Source organism: Streptomyces iranensis (genome assembly GCF_017874715.1).
GTDB classification, from domain to species: domain Bacteria; phylum Actinomycetota; class Actinomycetes; order Streptomycetales; family Streptomycetaceae; genus Streptomyces; species Streptomyces iranensis.
In genome coordinates this window covers 320,827-336,870 of the sequence record NZ_JAGGLR010000008.1, presented here as the reverse complement: position 1 = coordinate 336,870, position 16,044 = coordinate 320,827, and the positions used below count along the sequence as shown (strand labels likewise).

The window sequence follows — 16,044 nt, the reverse complement described above, 5'->3', positions numbered from 1 at the left end:
TCGTAATGTCCGAGTCCCGTACCCACCTCCAGGAACTGGCTGCGCTCCAGCGACAGACAAGCCTCCTTTGGGCCCAGATCCTGGGCGGCCAGGACACGCCCCGCCTTCGTGAACGCGTGATGCGCCTGGAGGCGGCCCAGGCCGCGCTCCTGTGGGAGGCGCCCCAGATGCTGGCCGCGTGCGGATCGTGCGGCCGAGTGCCGGAGGCGTTGCCCGCCGCGTGAAGGAGGCGCCGCCGCTGACGGCGGAGGAGTGACTGGGGGTCGGCCCGATGGGGTCCGGCCCCCTTCAGTCGTCTGGGAGCCGTACGGCCCGCTGAGAACCGTTCACGATGCGGCTGGGCCCCCAGCGCGCGACTCCTGGCGTCGGAGCGGGGCGCCTACGGCGGAGAGACCCCTGGCTCCTTTGGCGTGTCAGACCTCCAGACTTTAGAGGGCCCTGACCTGCATAGTTCATATTTTTTTGAATGAATCACCTAACAAATAACTCCTACGTGGCTTCTGTTCTTGGGGCTTAGCCAAGTAGGTGTTTCCACTCCAGCGATTCAAGAACAGCGCCCCGCGTCGGCCGTCTCCGCGGACCTCCGGCCAGCCTCTTCCCCAGACGCCGTACGCGCCTCCCTGACGGCCTCCAGCGCCCTCCTGGCTCTGGGTCTCGGACGCCCCGCCAGGGCCCCGTACGCGCCCGCCTAGGCCACTCCCGGCGGAGCCTGGCCGCCTCCGTCGTGAACGCCAGGCCCTCACCTGGCCCGCGTGACAGCGTCCGTGGCGCATGGCCGTCCGGCGCTGCGCTGACCCGCTGGCCTGGCCGGTCTGCATGCACGACCTGGGGTTACCGGCAGTGGGGGAGGTCCTCACCTGTAAGGGAGTGACGGGTACTCCCCTCCTCCCTTGCGGCTGTCCCTGCCAGGACCTCCCAGCCGCACACCTGACAACCGCTGGCGCGCAGCGGTATACGAAGCAGCGCGCAACTGGCCCCGGTCGCACGGGTCCGCGTCTCCGAACCCTGGCAGGGGGAGACAGCGGGCTGTGCGGCTGGGGCCTTCTTCATGCCCAAACTCCGGGGCGCTGGCCGGTCAACCCAGCGCGACCTCCTTCGGGATGGCAAGGGCCCAGGGCCAGCACATGGCAGCGGAGTAGCTACCGCCGCCGCTGGTCCTGGGGAGCCATCCACGAAGTCCCCAACTGCCGTACCCGTGAACGGAGTTCACCCGTGCGTAACGACCCACACGACGACTTCGATGGGACCTGTCAGGCCCCTGGCTGCATGAACGAGATCCCGACGCCTGAAGGTCGACTCCGCCGACGCCAGCCGCCCGGCATGACTGACGCGAAGGACGGCCGCTCACTCCGCGACCAGCGCCGGACATGCTCCGCACGCTGCCGTACCGCGCTGTCCCGCTCCAGGCGCGAGAAGCCGCGTCCCCTGGTCACATGCAAGCTGTGCGGCCAGCCGTTCCTCCAGCGCGGCAGGGGCCGCCGGACGGTCTGCCCCTACGAGGACGCGGACAGCTTCTGTCAGGAGCTTCAGGACGAAGCGGAGGACGCGGAGTCCATCCGCCTGTCAGAGCTGGGCGAAGTCGTCTGTCAGGGCCCTGGCTGTGAGGAGCCGATTCCGTACGCGGGCCGTGGCCGCCCTCCGAAGTACCACTCCGCAGCGTGCCGGACGCGCTCCTACCGCTCGACCCAGAAAGGGGCCTGATCAGTGAACGACACCCTGACCTCCGCCGTAGTCGAGTCCATCGCAGCGACCGGCATCCGGAAGGCCCGCCAGGGCTGGACCCAGCACGGCCAGCCGATCCACGCCCTGGACATCCAGGACGCGGCAGTCTTCGCGCTGAAGGCGCACAAGGCCCGCGCCACGGTCAGGGCCGTGGAGGACGTGAAGCGCGAACTGGCCAGCGCTTGGCCGGAGTCAGTCCCTACCGATCAGGCTCCCGCGCCTACGTCGGCCACGCTGTCCATGGAGGCCGCACTGATGTGTTGGCGCATGAGCATGTACACGCTGCGGCGCGACGCGTCCGGCTGGCACCTGGGCGGGCGCCCGCTCCAGTTCGAACAGCTCCGGAAGCTGGCCTCCGGCTGGGCCGTGGCTGTCGCGGAGGCGAACGGCCTGGGTGGCGACTACGCGCCCGACGTCCGGAAGGTCCTGGCCGACCTCCGCAAGCTGGTCCGCGACGCTGCGCCGCGCTGACCTCTGGTCCGTCCCCTTCACGGGGCGGGCCTTCCGGGGCGCCAGGCGCCTCAACAGGGGCGTCTCCCGCTCTGCCGAAGGAACGCACCTTGAACACCTCCCCTTCCCCTGCCGACATGCCGCCCCGCACCCCTTCGCCGGACGCCCTCCAGCGCCAGACGATCCGCGACCTGATCACCGGCCTGGCTCTGAAGCTGTCCGACTCCGCCGACATCGACCTGGACGGCCTGGAGGTCCTGGCCAAGTTGCTGGATGCCCAGACACGGGCCCAGGAGGCAACGCTTCGGCGGACGCAGTTCTACGCGGCGAGGGAGGCCCGTACGTGACCCCTGCCCGTCCCCAGGACCTGGAGCACCTCCCCAGCCTGGCCTACGCCCTGCCGTTGGTGGCCGCCGCCCCTGTCCGCCAGGCCGCCCCTGAAGCGCGCCTGGCCCCCTCTCCCCCCTCTTGAAGGAGCTACATCCGCATGCCTGAGCACGTTGACGTCACGATCCTTCCGCCCGCTGACCTTCTCCCGGAGCCCGTCCGCCCTCTCCTGGAGGCCCGGGACGACGCGTACGACCGCTGGGTGGACTTCGAGTCTGAGCATCACGCGTTGCTGTCCGACCAGTGGGAGGACACGTACGAAGCGCGGGACATCCTGGCCGCCGCTGAGGCTGTCACGGCAGGCAAGGACCCGCTGAAGATCAAGTCCGAACTGGCTGAGGCCCGGGACCTGCGCCCGCGCATCGTCGGCGCTGCCCGAGCCCTGGTGAAGGATGTCCGCGCGAAGGACGCGGCCCTGGCCGCCGCCTTCCGGAAGCATGTCGGGGAGTTGGCGCCCGCCGCGGCCCAGCGACTCCAGGAGGCCGCGAAGGCTTACCAGGAGGCATATGGCGCGCTCATGGCCGCCCGCGCTGTCTTCGGCGCTGCCGCGGACTTCCGTCGCTACGTATACGCCTGGCAGGGATCAGGCCGCCCGGACTACTACGAGTCTGCGGGCGTCGTGCGTGCTGACGGCCTGTCCCCCCAGGCTGCGCCCGGCCTCCAGGAGGTCCGGGAGGTCCTGGAGTCCTTCCGCACCGCCGGACTCAGCGATGACGGCCTGACGGACAGGGCCCCGGACCGCCTGGTTCGCGTCCGAAGCAAGGCGAACGGCGCTGTCATGCATCTGGCCGCCGACCAAGCCGCCGCCCTGGGCAACTCGATTGAGTACGTCGACCAGGAGGACACGCCGGACGCGCCCGCTACGGACGACATTGCCGACAGCACCTCTGGCGCCTGACCAATCCACAGCGGGGCCTGGGTAGTTGACGCTGCCTGGTCCCCGCGCCAGACCCTGGAAGGAGGACCTCTGTGAGAGTCCGTGTGGCCCCCTCCCGTCACCTGATCCTGAAGGACCAGGAGTACAGCGAGGGCGACGAATTCAACGTGCCCGACGATGCCGCCGCTACCTGGCTGCGTACAGGTCTGGTCGTCCCCGCTGACGGCATCTGGCCGGACGGCCTGGACGGCGGGACCTGACCGTGGACCCTGGCGCGCGCCTGGCCGACAGCGGACGCGCGCCCCCTCTCGCTGCCTGCCTCCTGCCCTGGTTTTGGTACCAGGCCCCGGGACCGCTGGCCTCTGTGCCTGACCTGAGTGCCTTCACGATGCGCAATGACGCGCATCGTCGCAGTTCAACGGCTTGATCAAGGTAACTGCGCAGGTCAGGGACCCGGGGGGTGACCCCCAAGGGGGTAGGGGGCCCGGAACGCGGGGGAGGTCTCCGCATGGTCCGGCAACCAATCAACCCCAATACGCGGCCCAGCCGCACACACAGAGTGAAGGAGTCCGCCGTGGCCAAGCCGCGTAACCCAGGCGCCCGCCACTCCCGCTACGGCACCCGCCGCCAGCCTGGGAGAGCCCAGCCGACAGCATCGATCACGCTGCCCGTGGAGACGACCCTGGACCCGCCGCCCGCTCCCGACGGGGTCGAATGGACGGACGCCCAGCAGGCCCGCTGGCGAAGCCTTTGGACGTCTCCCCAGTCGTTCATGTGGGACGAGACAGCAGCCGGGACCGTGGCTGTCCTGGTTGTCTACGAGACAGCGCTACTGTCCGGCGCCGCTTCCGCCTGGCAGGCCCAGGAGTACCGCTACGCGTCGGAGGCCCTGGGCCTGACACCGAAGGCGATGCAGACCCTTGGTTGGAAGCTGGAGGGCACGGAGTGAACCGACGTCAGCAGCGTGCCCGCGTGACCGCCGTGCCGACCGTGAACGCCAGCAAGCCGGAGCCACCGCTGGCCAGCGTTCGCGCCCGCCTGGCAGCCCTGGACGGCGGCGGGTATGACTACGAGACCTCACGGCGCCAGAGCCTCCTCCATGAGGCGGGCCTGGACTGGCGGACCTATCTGGCGGACTGGCCGACGCCCAGCGTCGTTTACGACCATGAGGCCCGCAGATTCCGGATCAAGGGTGACTCCGGCTGGCTGGCGCCTCACGAGTGGCTGGCCCTCTGCCAGGAGCGCGCCGCGTGACCGGCCGACCAGCGGACAAGCCCCCGACCCTGGCGGACATCCTGACCGTGATTCGCGAGGTCCGGCGTGACCAGGCCGCCGCCCGCCGCACTCCTGGCCGCCCTGTCGTCCGCGCTGGCCACTGACAGCCCGTTCCCCTGTCCGCTGTCCGTCCTGGCTGCGAGGCTGGCCGCAACGGCTGACCACCCTGTCCACGCTGGCCGCCGATGTGCATTAACGACAGTTCCCCGCAGCGAAGTGCCTGATCAGAGCACACGGACAGCGAAGGACGACGTCCACCTGGTCCAACTTCCTGGCCGCATAATGAAGGGCCCCTGACCGCTCCTGTCCGGAGTGGCTGGGGGCCCTTCTGTCGTTTGCTCCGCCCTGTCCGCGTCTACCGGCTGGCGCTGTCCACCTGGCCGCTAACGGTGGCCGCGCTGTCCGCGTCGCTGTCCGCCTCGTCGTTAACGGTGGGCGTACTGTCCGCGGCCTTGTCCGCGTGGCCGGTCACCCTGGCGAGTATGGCCGCCACTTCCCGGGCCTCCCGTTGACGGGCTGGACGACAACGGGGACAGTCGCAGGCGGGCCACGTCTGGGAGTAGAGAGGGTGCGTCATCGCGTCGCCTCCTTAATGGAAGCCGCGTCCTCCTCGTTGTCCATGTCCGGCAGCCGCTCCGCTCGGAGGCTGGCCACCTTCGCCGCGTCCTCGACAGCGTGTGCCAGATATCGCAGCGCGGTCCGCAGTTCCGCCCCGCTGGCGGCTGGGTCGTCGGCCAGGGCGCGGGCCCGCGCCGCGTCAGCCTTCGCTGACTCGATCAGCTCCGCTTCCATGATGTCGGCCAGACGGTTCACGATGCCGTTGCCGGGGGTCACGAAGGCATCCCTCCCGTCAACAGATGTCCAGGGCAAGCGCCGTAGGCTCTCCATGTCGTTCGCTCCTTCGTAGCGATCGGCCACGCCCCGGGACGCCTGCCAGCGTCGCCGGGGTCCTCGCTCGCCAGCCTCCCCTCCCTCAGCGATGACAGATGGTGACTGGGTGGTGACTGGGTACGCTGTCACCATGACGGGCGGGGATTTTGCACAGACCGTGAGCGCTGCGCTGAAGGCTCGTGGCATGTCGATTCGTGGCGCCGCGCGGGAGCTGGTCTACGACCACGCCTACCTGTGCCGCGTGCTGGCCGGTAAGCAACTCCCTTCGCCGCAACTGGCGGAGGCCCTGGACAGGCTCTTGGACGCTGGCGGGGAGCTAGTGAACCTGGCCGCCAGCCTGGCGGAGGACGAAGGGGGCCGGGTCGCTTACGCCATCGATCACCCGTCCCGTATCGACGGTCGGGCGGTGAAGACTCTGGGGGACATCCTGGCGGCACAGCGGAGGTTGGATGACACCCTGGGCCCCTCCCCGCTCATCGGGCCTGTGGAGGCCCAGACAGCCACGCTCCTGTCCTTGCTGAAGGACGTACGCGGACCCCACCGGGACGCCCTGGCGGAAGTGGCTGCCGAGTCGGTCCAGTTCGCTGGTTGGCTCTACGCCTCCACGCGCCAGGACGCGAAGGCCGTGAAGCGGCTGACCGAAGCGGAGGAGCTGGCCGACGAGGCAGGGTCCGGCACGCTGGCGGCCCAGGCCCTGAACTTCCGGGGATACATCGCGCGACAGCAGGGCAACCCCCGCGGCATGGTCCGCTGGTTCTCCGCCGCGTACTACACGCCTGGCGCCAGCGCGCCTCAGCGCATGGGCGACGCTGCCCAGGTGGCTCAGGGCCTGGGGGAGCTGGGGCAGACGGACGCGGCCCGCAGACTCCTGGACGAAGCCATGGCGCTGTCCGACGCTGCCCAGGACCAGCCGCCGGGTACGGCGTACTGGCTGACCCCGAACTTCCAGCGGCTGAATCTGGGCCTGGCCCACCTTGGGCTGAAGGCGTACGCCGATGCAGCGGACCACATCCGCGCCGGACTGGCGGGCCTGCCCGCCGACCAACAGAGGGCGCCGTGGACGAAGGAGCACCGGGACGCCCTGGCCCAGGCTGAGGCTCACTGCTGAAGGTTCCGACCTGTCTTCGGCGTCCTCCTGGTCCGTCAGTCAGTCCGGCAAACGCCACTGCCCGGTATACGTCGGTAGGAATGCGGAGCCTATCCGCTGGTGAACGACAAGAACTGGGCCCCTGGCTTCAACCAGGGGCCTCATGTATGCCGTAAGTCACATAGGAGCGTCTAGCGGTTGAACACGACTGTCACCGGAGCATGGTCTGACCAGCGCTCTTCGTATGTAGCGGGCCGCTCCACGTACGCCTTCACGGCACGGGCAGCGAGACCCGGCGTTGTGCAAACTAGGTCGATGCGCCAGCCCGCGTCGTTGTCGAAGGCCCGGCCGCGGTAGGACCACCATGAGTAGGGACCCGCGACGTCCGGGTGCAGGGCGCGCACCACGTCCACGTACGCCGCCTCCTCGAAGACGCTGGTCAGCCAGGCGCGCTCCGCCGGCAGGAAGCCGGACTTCTTCTGGTTGGCCTTCCAGTTCTTGAGGTCGGCCTCCTGGTGGGCGATGTTCCAGTCGCCGCACACCAGCGCCTCGCGCCCACCGGCCGCCGCGCGCTCGCGCAGCTCCTTCAGATACGGAAGGAACTCCGCCATGAAGCGCTCCTTCTCGTCCTGGCGGTCCGTGCCGACCTCACCCGAGGGGAGGTACAGGCTGCCGACGGTCACGCCCGGTAGATCGACCTCCACATAGCGGCCGCTGCCGTCGAACTCGGACGACCCGAAGCCGACCCGGACGCCCTCCAGCTCGCGCCGGGCGTACACCGACACCCCGGCCCGCCCCTTGGCCGCCGCTGGGGCGTGCACCACATGCCAGCCGTCGGGTTCGCGGACCGCCTCGGGCAGTTCCTTGGGCTCGGCGCGCACCTCCTGGAGGCACACCACATCGGCCGCGGTACCGTCCAGCCAGGAGACGAAGCCCTTCTTGGCGGCGGCACGCAGCCCGTTCACATTCACGGTCGTCACGGTGAGCACGCCCGGCACGATACGCGACAAAAACAACGGCCCCTCCCCCCGCATAGAAGTACGATCCATCGCATGGACGTTCGAGTCATTCGCTACGATCACCCTGACGCCCGCAAACTCGACGAGGAAGTGCAGGTGGAGTACGCCGAGCGCTACGGCGACGGCGATCTGACGCATATGGACGCGGCCCACTTCGACCCTCCGCACGGCCTTTATCTCATCGTGTACGACACGGACGGCACCCCGGTCGCGAGCGGCGGCTGGCGCAGCCAGGAGCGGAGCGACGAGGGCTACGAGGACGGGGACGCCGAGATCAAGCGGATGTTCGTGGTACGCGCGGCGCGCGGGCGGGGGCTGGCCCGGCGGATCCTGGCGGCGCTGGAGGACAGCGCGCGGGAGGCGGGGCGGGTGCGGATGGTCCTGGAGACCGGCACCGAGCAGCCCGAGGCCATCGCGCTGTACACCTCGTCCGGCTACGCACCGGTGACCAAGTTCGGGTTCTACCGCTTCGAGGAGACCAGCCGCTGCTACGCCAAGCTCCTTACGGACGCCACGGACGCCACGGCCACGACGGCCACGACGGCCACGACGGATGGGCTCACGGGCGCACCCGCAAGCCCATGACGATGGGCCCGCTCCGAACGTGGAGCGGGCCCATTGACGCCTGTCGCACCTCTGTGCCCCGGTCAGCCCTGACCGGCGAACTTCTTGCTGATGGCCTCGAACACGCCCTTGGCCTCGGCCCCCAGATGCGGCCCGGCGAGCCAGGTGTGTCCGTACGAGCCGATCGAACTGTTGGACACCAGCACCGTCTTACCGCCGTGGTTGACGAACCAGCCACCGCCCGAGGTACCGCCCGTCATCGAGCAGCCGATCCGGTACATCGTCGGCGAGGTGGGCGAGAACGACAGCCGGCCCGGCCTGCTGGTGCAGTTGAACATCTTCGCCCCGTCGTACGGCGGGGCCTGCGGATAGCCGTACGCGCCGATCGAGCTCACCCGGTCCGCCGACGGCGCCCCGAACCACACCGGCACCGAGGCCCCGACCGTCTCCTGCAGTGACTTGCCGCCGCCGCCCTCGGGCTTCAGATGCAGCACCGCGAAGTCGTACGCCGACCCCACCCCGCCGGTCTTACCGCCGTTCGCGATCCACTCGGACGAGGTCTGCGACCAGTCCGCCCACCACACGCCGTAGGGGCTGACCTCGTTCTGCGCCGCCGACTGGGTCTGCTCGGCCGGAAGTCCGTTGTCGTTGTACGAGGGCACGAACACGATGTTGCGCATCCAGCCGCCCTGCTTGCCCGAGTGCACACAGTGGCCCGCGGTCCACACCAGGTTGGACTTCCCCGGGTGGGCCGGGTCGTCGATGACCGTCCCGGAGCACACCATCGGCCCCTCGGGGCTGTCGAAGAACACCTTCCCGACCGGCGCCATGTTCTGGTGGTACGGCCGCGAGACCTGCTTGGCCGGCACGGCGGGCGGCTCGGGGTCGGTGGCCGCCTGGTCCTGGCCGGCGCTCTGCGTGGAGACGGTGTGCGACGAGTCCTTCGCCTTGGCCATCCTGGACGGCTGCCAGAAGTTCTTGATGATCGGATTGGCGAATTCCGATGCCTTGCGGGCCCACTTGTCCCAGTCCTTCCAGCCGCCCTCCTTCCACTTCTTCAGGTCGTCCAGACTCGTCGGGACGCCATCGGGCAGCTCGATCCCGTCCTTGGCCTGCTGCCCGGTGGACGCGGCCGAGGAGTCCGACGAGGAAGCCGCCTCGTCGTCACCGGGCCCGCAGGCCGAAGCGGAGACCACCAGCAGCGCGGTCATGGCCGCGGCCGCCACGGTGGAACGGCGTATGAGTGGCATGGAGCCTTATCCCCCTGTTGTGGTGCAGTTGTTGCGCTGTGATGTGCTATGCCGCCCTCTGCCCTACGGCGCTTTCACGCCATGGAGCCACAGGACCGGGCACCTACTATGCCCGCGCCCCTGGCCTGCGCCATCACCCGTCCCCCGGCTCGCACCAAACACCAACGCGGTGAGCACGATTCCATGACATCGCTTCCATGACATCGCTGCCCCGCCCCGGCGACCGGACGTCCACCCGAGCGGATCAAGCCCGGTGGCGACGCGCGAAGACCTGCTTAAGGCTTGACCGCATACGAACACGGGCCTCCTGTGTCAGGGGTCTGCTCCGCGGCGCTTTCGAAGGAGACACGCCATGGCCGCTTCTGGGGGTTCCCGACGTTCGGAGAGCGATGTCGCTGGATTCACGGCCTCACCGCAGCTCGCCCAAGCGTTGCAGCAGATCGTGGTGGACCTCGTCGAACTGCATCTCCAGGGCAAGCAGGCCCACTGGAACGTGGTCGGCCACAACTTCCGGGACCTGCACCTTCAACTGGATCAGATCGTGGACGACGCCCGCGAGTCGGCCGACACCATCGCCGAACGCATGCGCGCCCTGGCCGCCGTCCCTGACGGCCGCTCCGAGACCGTGGCAGCGACCACCACACTCCCCGCGTTCCCGGCGGGCGAGGCGAGCGTAAGCGCCGTCGTCGACCTCATCACCGCCCGCCTGCGCGCCACCGTCGACACCCTCCGCACCCTCCACGACCAGGTCGACGGCGAGGACCCCTCCACGGCCGACCTGCTGCACGCGATCATCGACTCCCTGGAGAAACACGCCTGGATGGTCAGCGCGGAAAACCGCTCCGCCTGATCGCCACCGCACGGGCATCGGACACCAGAAAGCAGCTGTATCGGCGCATGTCCAGGGAAAGATGGATAGATTCGATCCGCACGGCATGATGTACGAGTGTGAGGAACCGTGGGGTGGGCAGCGTCATCGGCGGTCGTTATCTGCTGCGGGACGGGCCGTTCGCCGGAGCACGCGGCGAGGTCTGGTCGGCGTATGACACCCGGCTCGACCGTAAGGTGGCGCTGAAGCAGGTCCGGTCGCGGGTGTGGTACGGGCACGCCGAAAGAGCACGGAACGAGGCAGGCATTCTCGGCAAGGTCAGCCATCCCAACTTGGCTGCCGTGTACGACATCGTGCCGTGCCGTGGCGGGAACGAGTTCTGGTGGGTGTCGGAGCATCTGCCGGAGAGCATGGCCGGGAAACCGCCGATACCCCTCGCGGAGGCGGCTGAAGTCGGTGCGCAGATCGCTGGTGCGCTGGCTGCTCTGCACGTGGAGGGGCATGTCTACGGTGATGTCACGCCGGACAGCATCGGCATCGCCGACGACGGGACGGTCAAGCTCACCGGTCTCGATGTGGTGCGGCAGATCAGTGGACTGAAGGACACGATTGACGCCGACGTGGTGATCTGCCACTCGCGCTTCGCCGCACCGGAGGTACTTCGCGGGTTCCATCCGGAACCGGCTTCCGATGTCTTCTCTCTGGGAGCCACCATCTACGCGCTGGTGGTGGGTCGGTCACCGTGTGACAGTGAGGTGGGCTCGGCGACAGGTGCGGTTCGAGCGGCTGGGACCGCCCAGGGCAGCCGAGGAGATGCCGTCCGCGCGGAGGCTGACGTCGGGCCGCTGCGTGATGTGCTCGTGGCGTTGCTCCAAGCTGACTTCCGCGACCGGCCAGAAGCCGTCGAAGCTCAGAAGTGCCTGCGGGAGGGGGCTGCTGCGCACGGAGGAGCCGAGTCGGGCGTCGCGCTCGAGGAACGAGTCAGAATCTCCCGGGAGACTTTGATCCAGGACCCCTTCTTTCAGGCCTCCTTCCCGGCGCCCACCACGATCCCGGAAACGGCTCCCGAGGGACGGCGGTCCCGGGGGCGGGTTGTGCGGGACGCGGTGTGCCGTCCACACAGGCTCCGGGTCGTGAGCGGCGTGCTGCTGTGCACGGCGCTCCTGTTGATGGCGGTGATTTGCGGAGTTTATGTTCCGCCGTCGGATGAGGAATCCACCGGGGGCGATTCCCAGGCTTTCGGATCGAATGACGCGGCGACCTTGATCACGGCTCTGGGCACGTTGTTCAGCGGCGTGGGAGCGCTGCTTGCCGGCGGCGCGGCCTGGTATCTCGCACGCCGCGAACATCGCCCACCCGAGCCACGGGCCGATCCCAATCCACCCGCCGACCCGCCGGGCGGCGACGGCTATTTGTAGAGGCCCGCGCCACAGCGAGATCGCGGCAACCGTGGAGGTAAGCAAGACCGTCGAATGAGGCTCTCAGAGATCACTTCCCGAAGGCTGAGTGATCGTTTCCCGGGTCGGATGCGGTTGCTGTGACCGAGCGGAGAGACGTGAAGTTCAGCGGTGGGGGTAGGCGATGAGCCCGAGGGCGAGTTTCCCGCTGCCTGTCGGAGCGGTGAAGAAGCCGTACCCCGCGGCATCTGCGGCTGGGATGATGGCGCCGGAAGCGACAGTCTTGGGTGTCCCCGTGCTCAGTGGCACCTGCACTTGGGGGCTCGGGTCGCTGGGGTCCGCGGGGACGGATGCCCCGTAGGCGATGCCGTTGTCATCGACTGTGGTCAGCTCGATGGGATTGCGCTCGTCTGTGCCCTCGAAGCAGTACCCCTTCTTGCGTTTGAGATCGAATGCGCCCGTGCCGGCGACGAGGTAACGGCCGCTTGCGGAGACGGATGGGGTGTAGAGCTTGGGGTTGGCGTTCCCCGTGCCTTCGGGGGGATAGCACTGCATGGTGACGAGCACTTTGCCCGAGCGGGCATCGTGGAGGACCCATCGTGAGTCGTCATCGTCGTTGAGGTTCCGCCAGGTGCCGATGACGTAGTTTTCGGTGACAGCGATCGCGTTGGCGTTCCAGTCCCGGTACTCGGCCGGGACGGTGTCAGCCCCCTTCCACGCGCCGAGGACTTGGTAGCCGGTGGCAGGAGAGCTGGTGACTATGCCCTGGTCAACGGTTGCGAAGGCGTCGCCCTCGTCTTCACACAGATCGCAGGACTCGTAGGTTCTGATCCGTCCGGTGACGATGTTGACGGTTTCAACGCTGGTGGTCTCATCAATCACTACGCCGGATCCGTCGGCGTTGATGTGTTCCGGCTCCCCTACGACCGGGACATCGGCGGTCTTCAGCGGGGCTACGTTCTGGCCCGAGGCATTGGCGCGGTAGGAGACGACCTCGACGACCTCGCGCTTGGGGCTCAGCTCGTCCTTCTGCTTCTCCCCGTAGGCGTAGGCCACCACGTACTCAGCACCTTCACTGGTGATCACGGCGAGTTTCGGCGGCTCGGCCTCCCCGGTCTCCGTATCACCTTCCTCCGGCACCGGTGGCTTCCACGGCCTGCTGCGCCAGCGGAGCTTGCCGGTCTCCGCCTCCCGGGCCTTGAGTACATATCCCGTGCCAGTGCTGTCGAGGTAGGTCACAAGGCCGCTGCGGGGGGCGGAGGCCAGCGGCACTGCGCCATCCAGGCCACCAGCGGCGACTGGTTCCTGCCAGCCTCTGGCGTTGTCGTACGCCGAGGGCACATTGATCCGTACGACTTTCTTGCCCGGCTGGTCATCGCCAGTGCCGTGCTTGGAGTTCTTCGCCTCCTCGCCGGAGCCGCTGCTACACGCTGTGAGAGCACAAGCCAGCAGAACAGCGGACGCGACCTTCACGGACCTCAAGGTGTACTGCCCCCTACAAGACCGGGAGGGGCACCGTTCATGCCGTCCCCCTGCGACGTTGATCGGATCCGGGGCAGGCTATCAACTGAGCGTAACGGCCGCATCACTGCGGTTGCAGGAGATCAGCGACCGTCTGGTGCTGGTCATCGTGCGTCTCGCCCATCGCCGTGACCTGTTCAAAGGCTGGCGAGGCGATATCGGCGTTGATACCACCCCGGTCCCCGCCCGGCACCATCCGCCCAGCGGACGACGTCAACTCGCCTCCGTGGAACTCACCGCCGGCTGGCACTACTGCAGGGGCGCGGAAGAAGGCATTTTCGGGCACAGCGCCACCTCGCTCGTCGCCGCCAGCCGCCGACACCCCACCGGGCACCCGCAAACGGGTGAGCGCGTCAGCCGACATCCGCAACTCGCTCTCGGCCTCGTCCTGGACACTCCCGGCAAGCGGATCGGTCCCAACGCCATCCATGCCCCCTCACCGCCCTCACCCCTTTCGGCTTCCCGACCGGGATCCTGGCCTCCGATCGCGCCTACACCGACCAGACCAGCCCGCACTTCGCCCAGCCCGCCCGCCGCCTGGGCTACCAACTCGTTCTCGACTACAAACAAGAACACCGCGGCGTCCAGGGCACCCATCAAGGCGCCCTCCTCATCGACGGCTCTCCGGCCTGCCCTGCAATGCCCACAGCTCTCGCACACGCCACCACCGGCCTCGACGACAAAGCCGTGCGCGAGATCGACGACGACCAGCAGCTCACGAAGCTCATCGCCGCCCGCGAGCCGTACTTCCTCCGCCTCAAGCAGTCCGCAGACGCACAGGCCATGATCCGGCTGCAATGCCCAGCCGCAGGCCCCTCGCCATCGGTGGTCTGCCCCCGCTTCAGCCAAGCCCACCACATTCCCCCACCGCGGCCCACGGTGGTGGACCTCACCAACCGAAGGGCCACCGCCGCACACACCGCGGCCAAACCCACCATCCCCGTCCCTCAGGCAGAACGTCTGCGGTCCTGCCCAAGAACGAACTGCCAAGGATCTGCCAGAAGCCCACCATCACCGTCCGCCCAGGCGACCTCGGCAAGATCGACAAATTCCGCCAGGACCGGCACTACCTCCACCCCGCCTGGCAGGACGCCTACCGGCCCGGCCGCCCCAACCACAGCCGTCGCACACACCTGACCCCCCGGCACCACAACGCCGGCCCTCGCACGCCCAACAGCAGCCCCAGCGCGTATTCTGCACCGAAACCACCCCCGAACCCCACACCAACGTCGGCCGAGCTTCCACCCCAGCACCCGCCCACGTTCGGACAGCACCTCGAAAAGACCCCGGAAACGCCAAGATCCCGTCCGATCAATCAGATCAGACGGGACCTCGTGAACCATTCCAGAACTAACTCAAGAACAGTCGTGCGGTGGACCTGAGGGGATTTGAACCCCTGACCCCCTCGATGCGAACGAGGTGCGCTACCAGTCTGCGCCACAGGCCCTTGCAACGAGTGAAACTCTAGCATCCCCTCCGGGGTGCTTGGTAATCCGTTCCTCGCTGGTCAGTGAAGGGGCCGTCACTCGTTGGCAGCACGCGGCCGGTCCTCGTCGGCGTACTGGTCGAAGAGGGGGGTGCGGCCGCGGTCGCGGGTGCCGCGGGGTGGGGCGGCGACCGGGTCCGGGGCCGGGGCCGGGTCATGGGCGGAGGCGGGGTCGACGGTGCTGGAGCGGGCCGAGCTCCAGGCGTCGGGGGCGGCCAGGTCGACGTTGCCGGTGGCGCGCGGGGCGACCGGGGCGGTGACGTAGGTGGGCAGCGGGACGGGCACCGGCTCCCAGCCCTCACCGGCGGCTGGGCCCCGCTCGCGCTCGCGCTCCTGGTCCACCCACTCGGCGTGATCGGTCTGCTCGACCAGCGCGCGGCGCCCGGCCGCGTGCGGCGAGGGCGCCTTTGCGGGGGCGGGCTCGGCCTCGGCGGGAGGGTCGGCGGGGCGGTCCTCGGCGGAGGGCCCCTCGGCGGGCGGATGGGCCCGCGGACGGCGCTCACGCAGCCGCTGCGCGGCCTGCTCGGCGTGGCGCTGGTCCATGGTGAAGGCGAAGCGCCGGCGCTCCTGGGCGCGGAGGTAGGCGATATAGGCGCTGAGCAGTATGGCCGGGATGCCCGGGACCCACAGGAAGGCGAGGCCCCCGACGGCCGCGACGATCGCGCCGAGGGTGAAGGCGACGAAGAGGATCACGGTGGTGCGGCGGCGGCGCGCGAGCACTCGGGCGCGCCGTCCACGGTCCAGCGCGCTCCAGCCTCCGCCGCCTGCCCCGCGTGCACCGCTCGCGCCCCCAGCGCCCGCGCCCCGCGCACCGCTCGCACCTCCGGCGCCCCCGCCCCGCGCACCGCTCGCGCCCCCGGCCGGCGGCGCCGACGCGCCCTCGACGGGGGCGTCGGCGCCCATGGGGGCGGGGGCACGCAGGGTTACGGGATCGGCGAAGGCCCGGACGTCGACCGCGTCGGTCACCGCTTCCGGGTCGGCCGCGTAGCGCCCCGGCTCGGCGGGGGCGCCACCCGTGGCGGGGGCGTCCGCGTCCTCGGCGGTGCGCTCGGCGGGGTCGTCGGCCGGGTCCCCTGGGCGCTCGAGGTCCACACGGCTCTTGGCGTAACGACGCTCCATGCCCGCCCGTCCGGACAGCAGCCGGATGGCGGTGCTGAAGCGTTCCGTCGGACGGGCCTCATTGAGCTCGTCCTGCCTACGAAGCCACATCGGCACCAAATAGGCGGCCCAGGCCCCGACGATGACTGCGTAGATGAGGCCACTGCTGCTCACGCTCACACGGTAGAGGG

Annotated in this window: 20 protein-coding genes and 1 tRNA gene; 13 read left to right on the top strand and 8 right to left on the bottom strand. The window is 69.1% G+C overall.

The genetic code is table 11. The annotated features are described in order from the left end of the window. Positions 1 to 5 precede the first annotated feature (5 nt). From J2Z30_RS17020 to J2Z30_RS50960, 9 genes are all read left to right on the top strand, one after another. The gene (locus tag J2Z30_RS17020; protein WP_044571079.1) at positions 6 to 224 is read left to right on the top strand and encodes a hypothetical protein; all 219 of its coding nucleotides are present in this window, start codon (positions 6 to 8) and stop codon (positions 222 to 224) included. A gap of 1,096 nt (positions 225 to 1,320) precedes the next feature. After that, positions 1,321 to 1,701: a hypothetical protein gene (locus J2Z30_RS17015; RefSeq protein ID WP_044571081.1), complete on the top strand. Its 381-nt coding sequence runs from the start codon at positions 1,321 to 1,323 to the stop codon at positions 1,699 to 1,701. A 3-nt stretch (positions 1,702 to 1,704) separates the two neighbouring features. Then, positions 1,705 to 2,193, top strand: coding sequence for a hypothetical protein (locus J2Z30_RS17010; RefSeq protein ID WP_044571085.1), 489 nt, complete (start codon positions 1,705 to 1,707; stop codon positions 2,191 to 2,193). An 89-nt stretch (positions 2,194 to 2,282) separates the two neighbouring features. Further along, positions 2,283 to 2,519, top strand: coding sequence for a hypothetical protein (locus J2Z30_RS17005; protein WP_209468715.1), 237 nt, complete (start codon positions 2,283 to 2,285; stop codon positions 2,517 to 2,519). Positions 2,520 to 2,659: 140 nt separating this feature from the next. Further along, positions 2,660 to 3,457 (top strand): hypothetical protein, encoded by a 798-nt coding sequence (locus J2Z30_RS17000; protein ID WP_044571089.1) that lies wholly within the window; start codon positions 2,660 to 2,662, stop codon positions 3,455 to 3,457. Positions 3,458 to 3,528: 71 nt separating this feature from the next. Beyond that, complete coding sequence (locus J2Z30_RS16995) at positions 3,529 to 3,696, top strand: hypothetical protein (protein WP_209468714.1); 168 nt, start codon at positions 3,529 to 3,531, stop codon at positions 3,694 to 3,696. Between the two features lie 314 nt (positions 3,697 to 4,010). Beyond that, a complete protein-coding gene (locus tag J2Z30_RS16990) occupies positions 4,011 to 4,385 on the top strand; it encodes a phage terminase small subunit (RefSeq protein ID WP_245388059.1) in 375 nt (124 codons plus the stop codon). Between the two features lie 23 nt (positions 4,386 to 4,408). After that, positions 4,409 to 4,690, top strand: coding sequence for a hypothetical protein (locus J2Z30_RS16985; RefSeq protein ID WP_044571091.1), 282 nt, complete (start codon positions 4,409 to 4,411; stop codon positions 4,688 to 4,690). Beyond that, positions 4,687 to 4,815, top strand: coding sequence for a hypothetical protein (locus J2Z30_RS50960; RefSeq protein WP_281062708.1), 129 nt, complete (start codon positions 4,687 to 4,689; stop codon positions 4,813 to 4,815). Before J2Z30_RS16985 ends, J2Z30_RS50960 begins: the two co-directional genes overlap by 4 nt. A gap of 251 nt (positions 4,816 to 5,066) precedes the next feature. Here the strand turns inward: J2Z30_RS50960 and J2Z30_RS16980 are convergent, their stop codons facing one another. Both J2Z30_RS16980 and J2Z30_RS16975 read right to left on the bottom strand, forming a co-directional pair. After that, positions 5,067 to 5,204 (bottom strand): hypothetical protein, encoded by a 138-nt coding sequence (locus J2Z30_RS16980; RefSeq protein WP_209468713.1) that lies wholly within the window; start codon positions 5,202 to 5,204, stop codon positions 5,067 to 5,069. An 80-nt stretch (positions 5,205 to 5,284) separates the two neighbouring features. Beyond that, entirely contained in the window at positions 5,285 to 5,545 is a 261-nt protein-coding gene (locus J2Z30_RS16975) for a hypothetical protein (protein WP_044571093.1), read from the bottom strand. A 241-nt stretch (positions 5,546 to 5,786) separates the two neighbouring features. On the opposite strand from J2Z30_RS16975, the gene J2Z30_RS16970 reads away from it, so the two are divergent. Further along, on the top strand, positions 5,787 to 6,710 hold the full coding sequence (locus J2Z30_RS16970) for an NsdA family TPR-like regulatory protein (RefSeq protein WP_044581525.1): 924 nt from the start codon (positions 5,787 to 5,789) through the stop codon (positions 6,708 to 6,710). Between the two features lie 170 nt (positions 6,711 to 6,880). Here the strand turns inward: J2Z30_RS16970 and J2Z30_RS16965 are convergent, their stop codons facing one another. Next, the gene (locus tag J2Z30_RS16965; RefSeq protein ID WP_044581526.1) at positions 6,881 to 7,678 is read right to left on the bottom strand and encodes an exodeoxyribonuclease III; all 798 of its coding nucleotides are present in this window, start codon (positions 7,676 to 7,678) and stop codon (positions 6,881 to 6,883) included. A gap of 63 nt (positions 7,679 to 7,741) precedes the next feature. On the opposite strand from J2Z30_RS16965, the gene J2Z30_RS16960 reads away from it, so the two are divergent. After that, positions 7,742 to 8,293, top strand: coding sequence for a GNAT family N-acetyltransferase (locus tag J2Z30_RS16960; RefSeq protein ID WP_044571096.1), 552 nt, complete (start codon positions 7,742 to 7,744; stop codon positions 8,291 to 8,293). Between the two features lie 62 nt (positions 8,294 to 8,355). On the opposite strand, the gene J2Z30_RS16955 is transcribed toward J2Z30_RS16960, so the two are convergent. Continuing rightward, complete coding sequence (locus J2Z30_RS16955) at positions 8,356 to 9,522, bottom strand: trypsin-like serine peptidase (RefSeq protein WP_044571098.1); 1,167 nt, start codon at positions 9,520 to 9,522, stop codon at positions 8,356 to 8,358. A gap of 352 nt (positions 9,523 to 9,874) precedes the next feature. Between J2Z30_RS16955 and J2Z30_RS16950 the strand changes: the two genes are divergently transcribed. Together J2Z30_RS16950 and J2Z30_RS16945 are read left to right on the top strand one after the other, a co-directional pair. Beyond that, a complete protein-coding gene (locus J2Z30_RS16950; RefSeq protein ID WP_044571100.1) occupies positions 9,875 to 10,372 on the top strand; it encodes a Dps family protein in 498 nt (165 codons plus the stop codon). 113 nt (positions 10,373 to 10,485) lie between these two features. Continuing rightward, positions 10,486 to 11,769, top strand: coding sequence for a serine/threonine-protein kinase (locus J2Z30_RS16945; protein WP_052701407.1), 1,284 nt, complete (start codon positions 10,486 to 10,488; stop codon positions 11,767 to 11,769). Positions 11,770 to 11,913: 144 nt separating this feature from the next. On the opposite strand, the gene J2Z30_RS16940 is transcribed toward J2Z30_RS16945, so the two are convergent. From J2Z30_RS16940 to sepX, 4 genes are all read right to left on the bottom strand, one after another. After that, positions 11,914 to 13,221: a hypothetical protein gene (locus tag J2Z30_RS16940; RefSeq protein ID WP_209468712.1), complete on the bottom strand. Its 1,308-nt coding sequence runs from the start codon at positions 13,219 to 13,221 to the stop codon at positions 11,914 to 11,916. Positions 13,222 to 13,333: 112 nt separating this feature from the next. Next, on the bottom strand, positions 13,334 to 13,699 hold the full coding sequence (locus J2Z30_RS16935) for a hypothetical protein (RefSeq protein ID WP_044571105.1): 366 nt from the start codon (positions 13,697 to 13,699) through the stop codon (positions 13,334 to 13,336). A 943-nt stretch (positions 13,700 to 14,642) separates the two neighbouring features. Continuing rightward, positions 14,643 to 14,716, bottom strand: a tRNA-Ala gene (locus J2Z30_RS16930). Between the two features lie 75 nt (positions 14,717 to 14,791). Then, on the bottom strand, positions 14,792 to 16,027 hold the full coding sequence (gene sepX, locus J2Z30_RS16925; protein WP_044581528.1) for a divisome protein SepX/GlpR: 1,236 nt from the start codon (positions 16,025 to 16,027) through the stop codon (positions 14,792 to 14,794). Between the last annotated feature and the right edge of the window lie 17 nt (positions 16,028 to 16,044).

Bases quoted from the DNA above. Each gene is read 5' to 3' on its own strand.
- J2Z30_RS17020 (WP_044571079.1), top strand. From the start codon at position 6: ATGTCCGAGTCCCGTACCCACCTCCAGGAACTGGCTGCGCTCCAGCGA.
- J2Z30_RS17015 (WP_044571081.1), top strand. From the start codon at position 1,321: ATGACTGACGCGAAGGACGGCCGCTCACTCCGCGACCAGCGCCGGACA.
- J2Z30_RS17000 (WP_044571089.1), top strand. From the start codon at position 2,660: ATGCCTGAGCACGTTGACGTCACGATCCTTCCGCCCGCTGACCTTCTC.
- J2Z30_RS16970 (WP_044581525.1), top strand. From the start codon at position 5,787: ATGTCGATTCGTGGCGCCGCGCGGGAGCTGGTCTACGACCACGCCTAC.
- J2Z30_RS16960 (WP_044571096.1), top strand. From the start codon at position 7,742: ATGGACGTTCGAGTCATTCGCTACGATCACCCTGACGCCCGCAAACTC.
- J2Z30_RS16955 (WP_044571098.1), bottom strand. From the start codon at position 9,522: ATGCCACTCATACGCCGTTCCACCGTGGCGGCCGCGGCCATGACCGCG.
- J2Z30_RS16950 (WP_044571100.1), top strand. From the start codon at position 9,875: ATGGCCGCTTCTGGGGGTTCCCGACGTTCGGAGAGCGATGTCGCTGGA.
- J2Z30_RS16935 (WP_044571105.1), bottom strand. From the start codon at position 13,699: ATGGATGGCGTTGGGACCGATCCGCTTGCCGGGAGTGTCCAGGACGAG.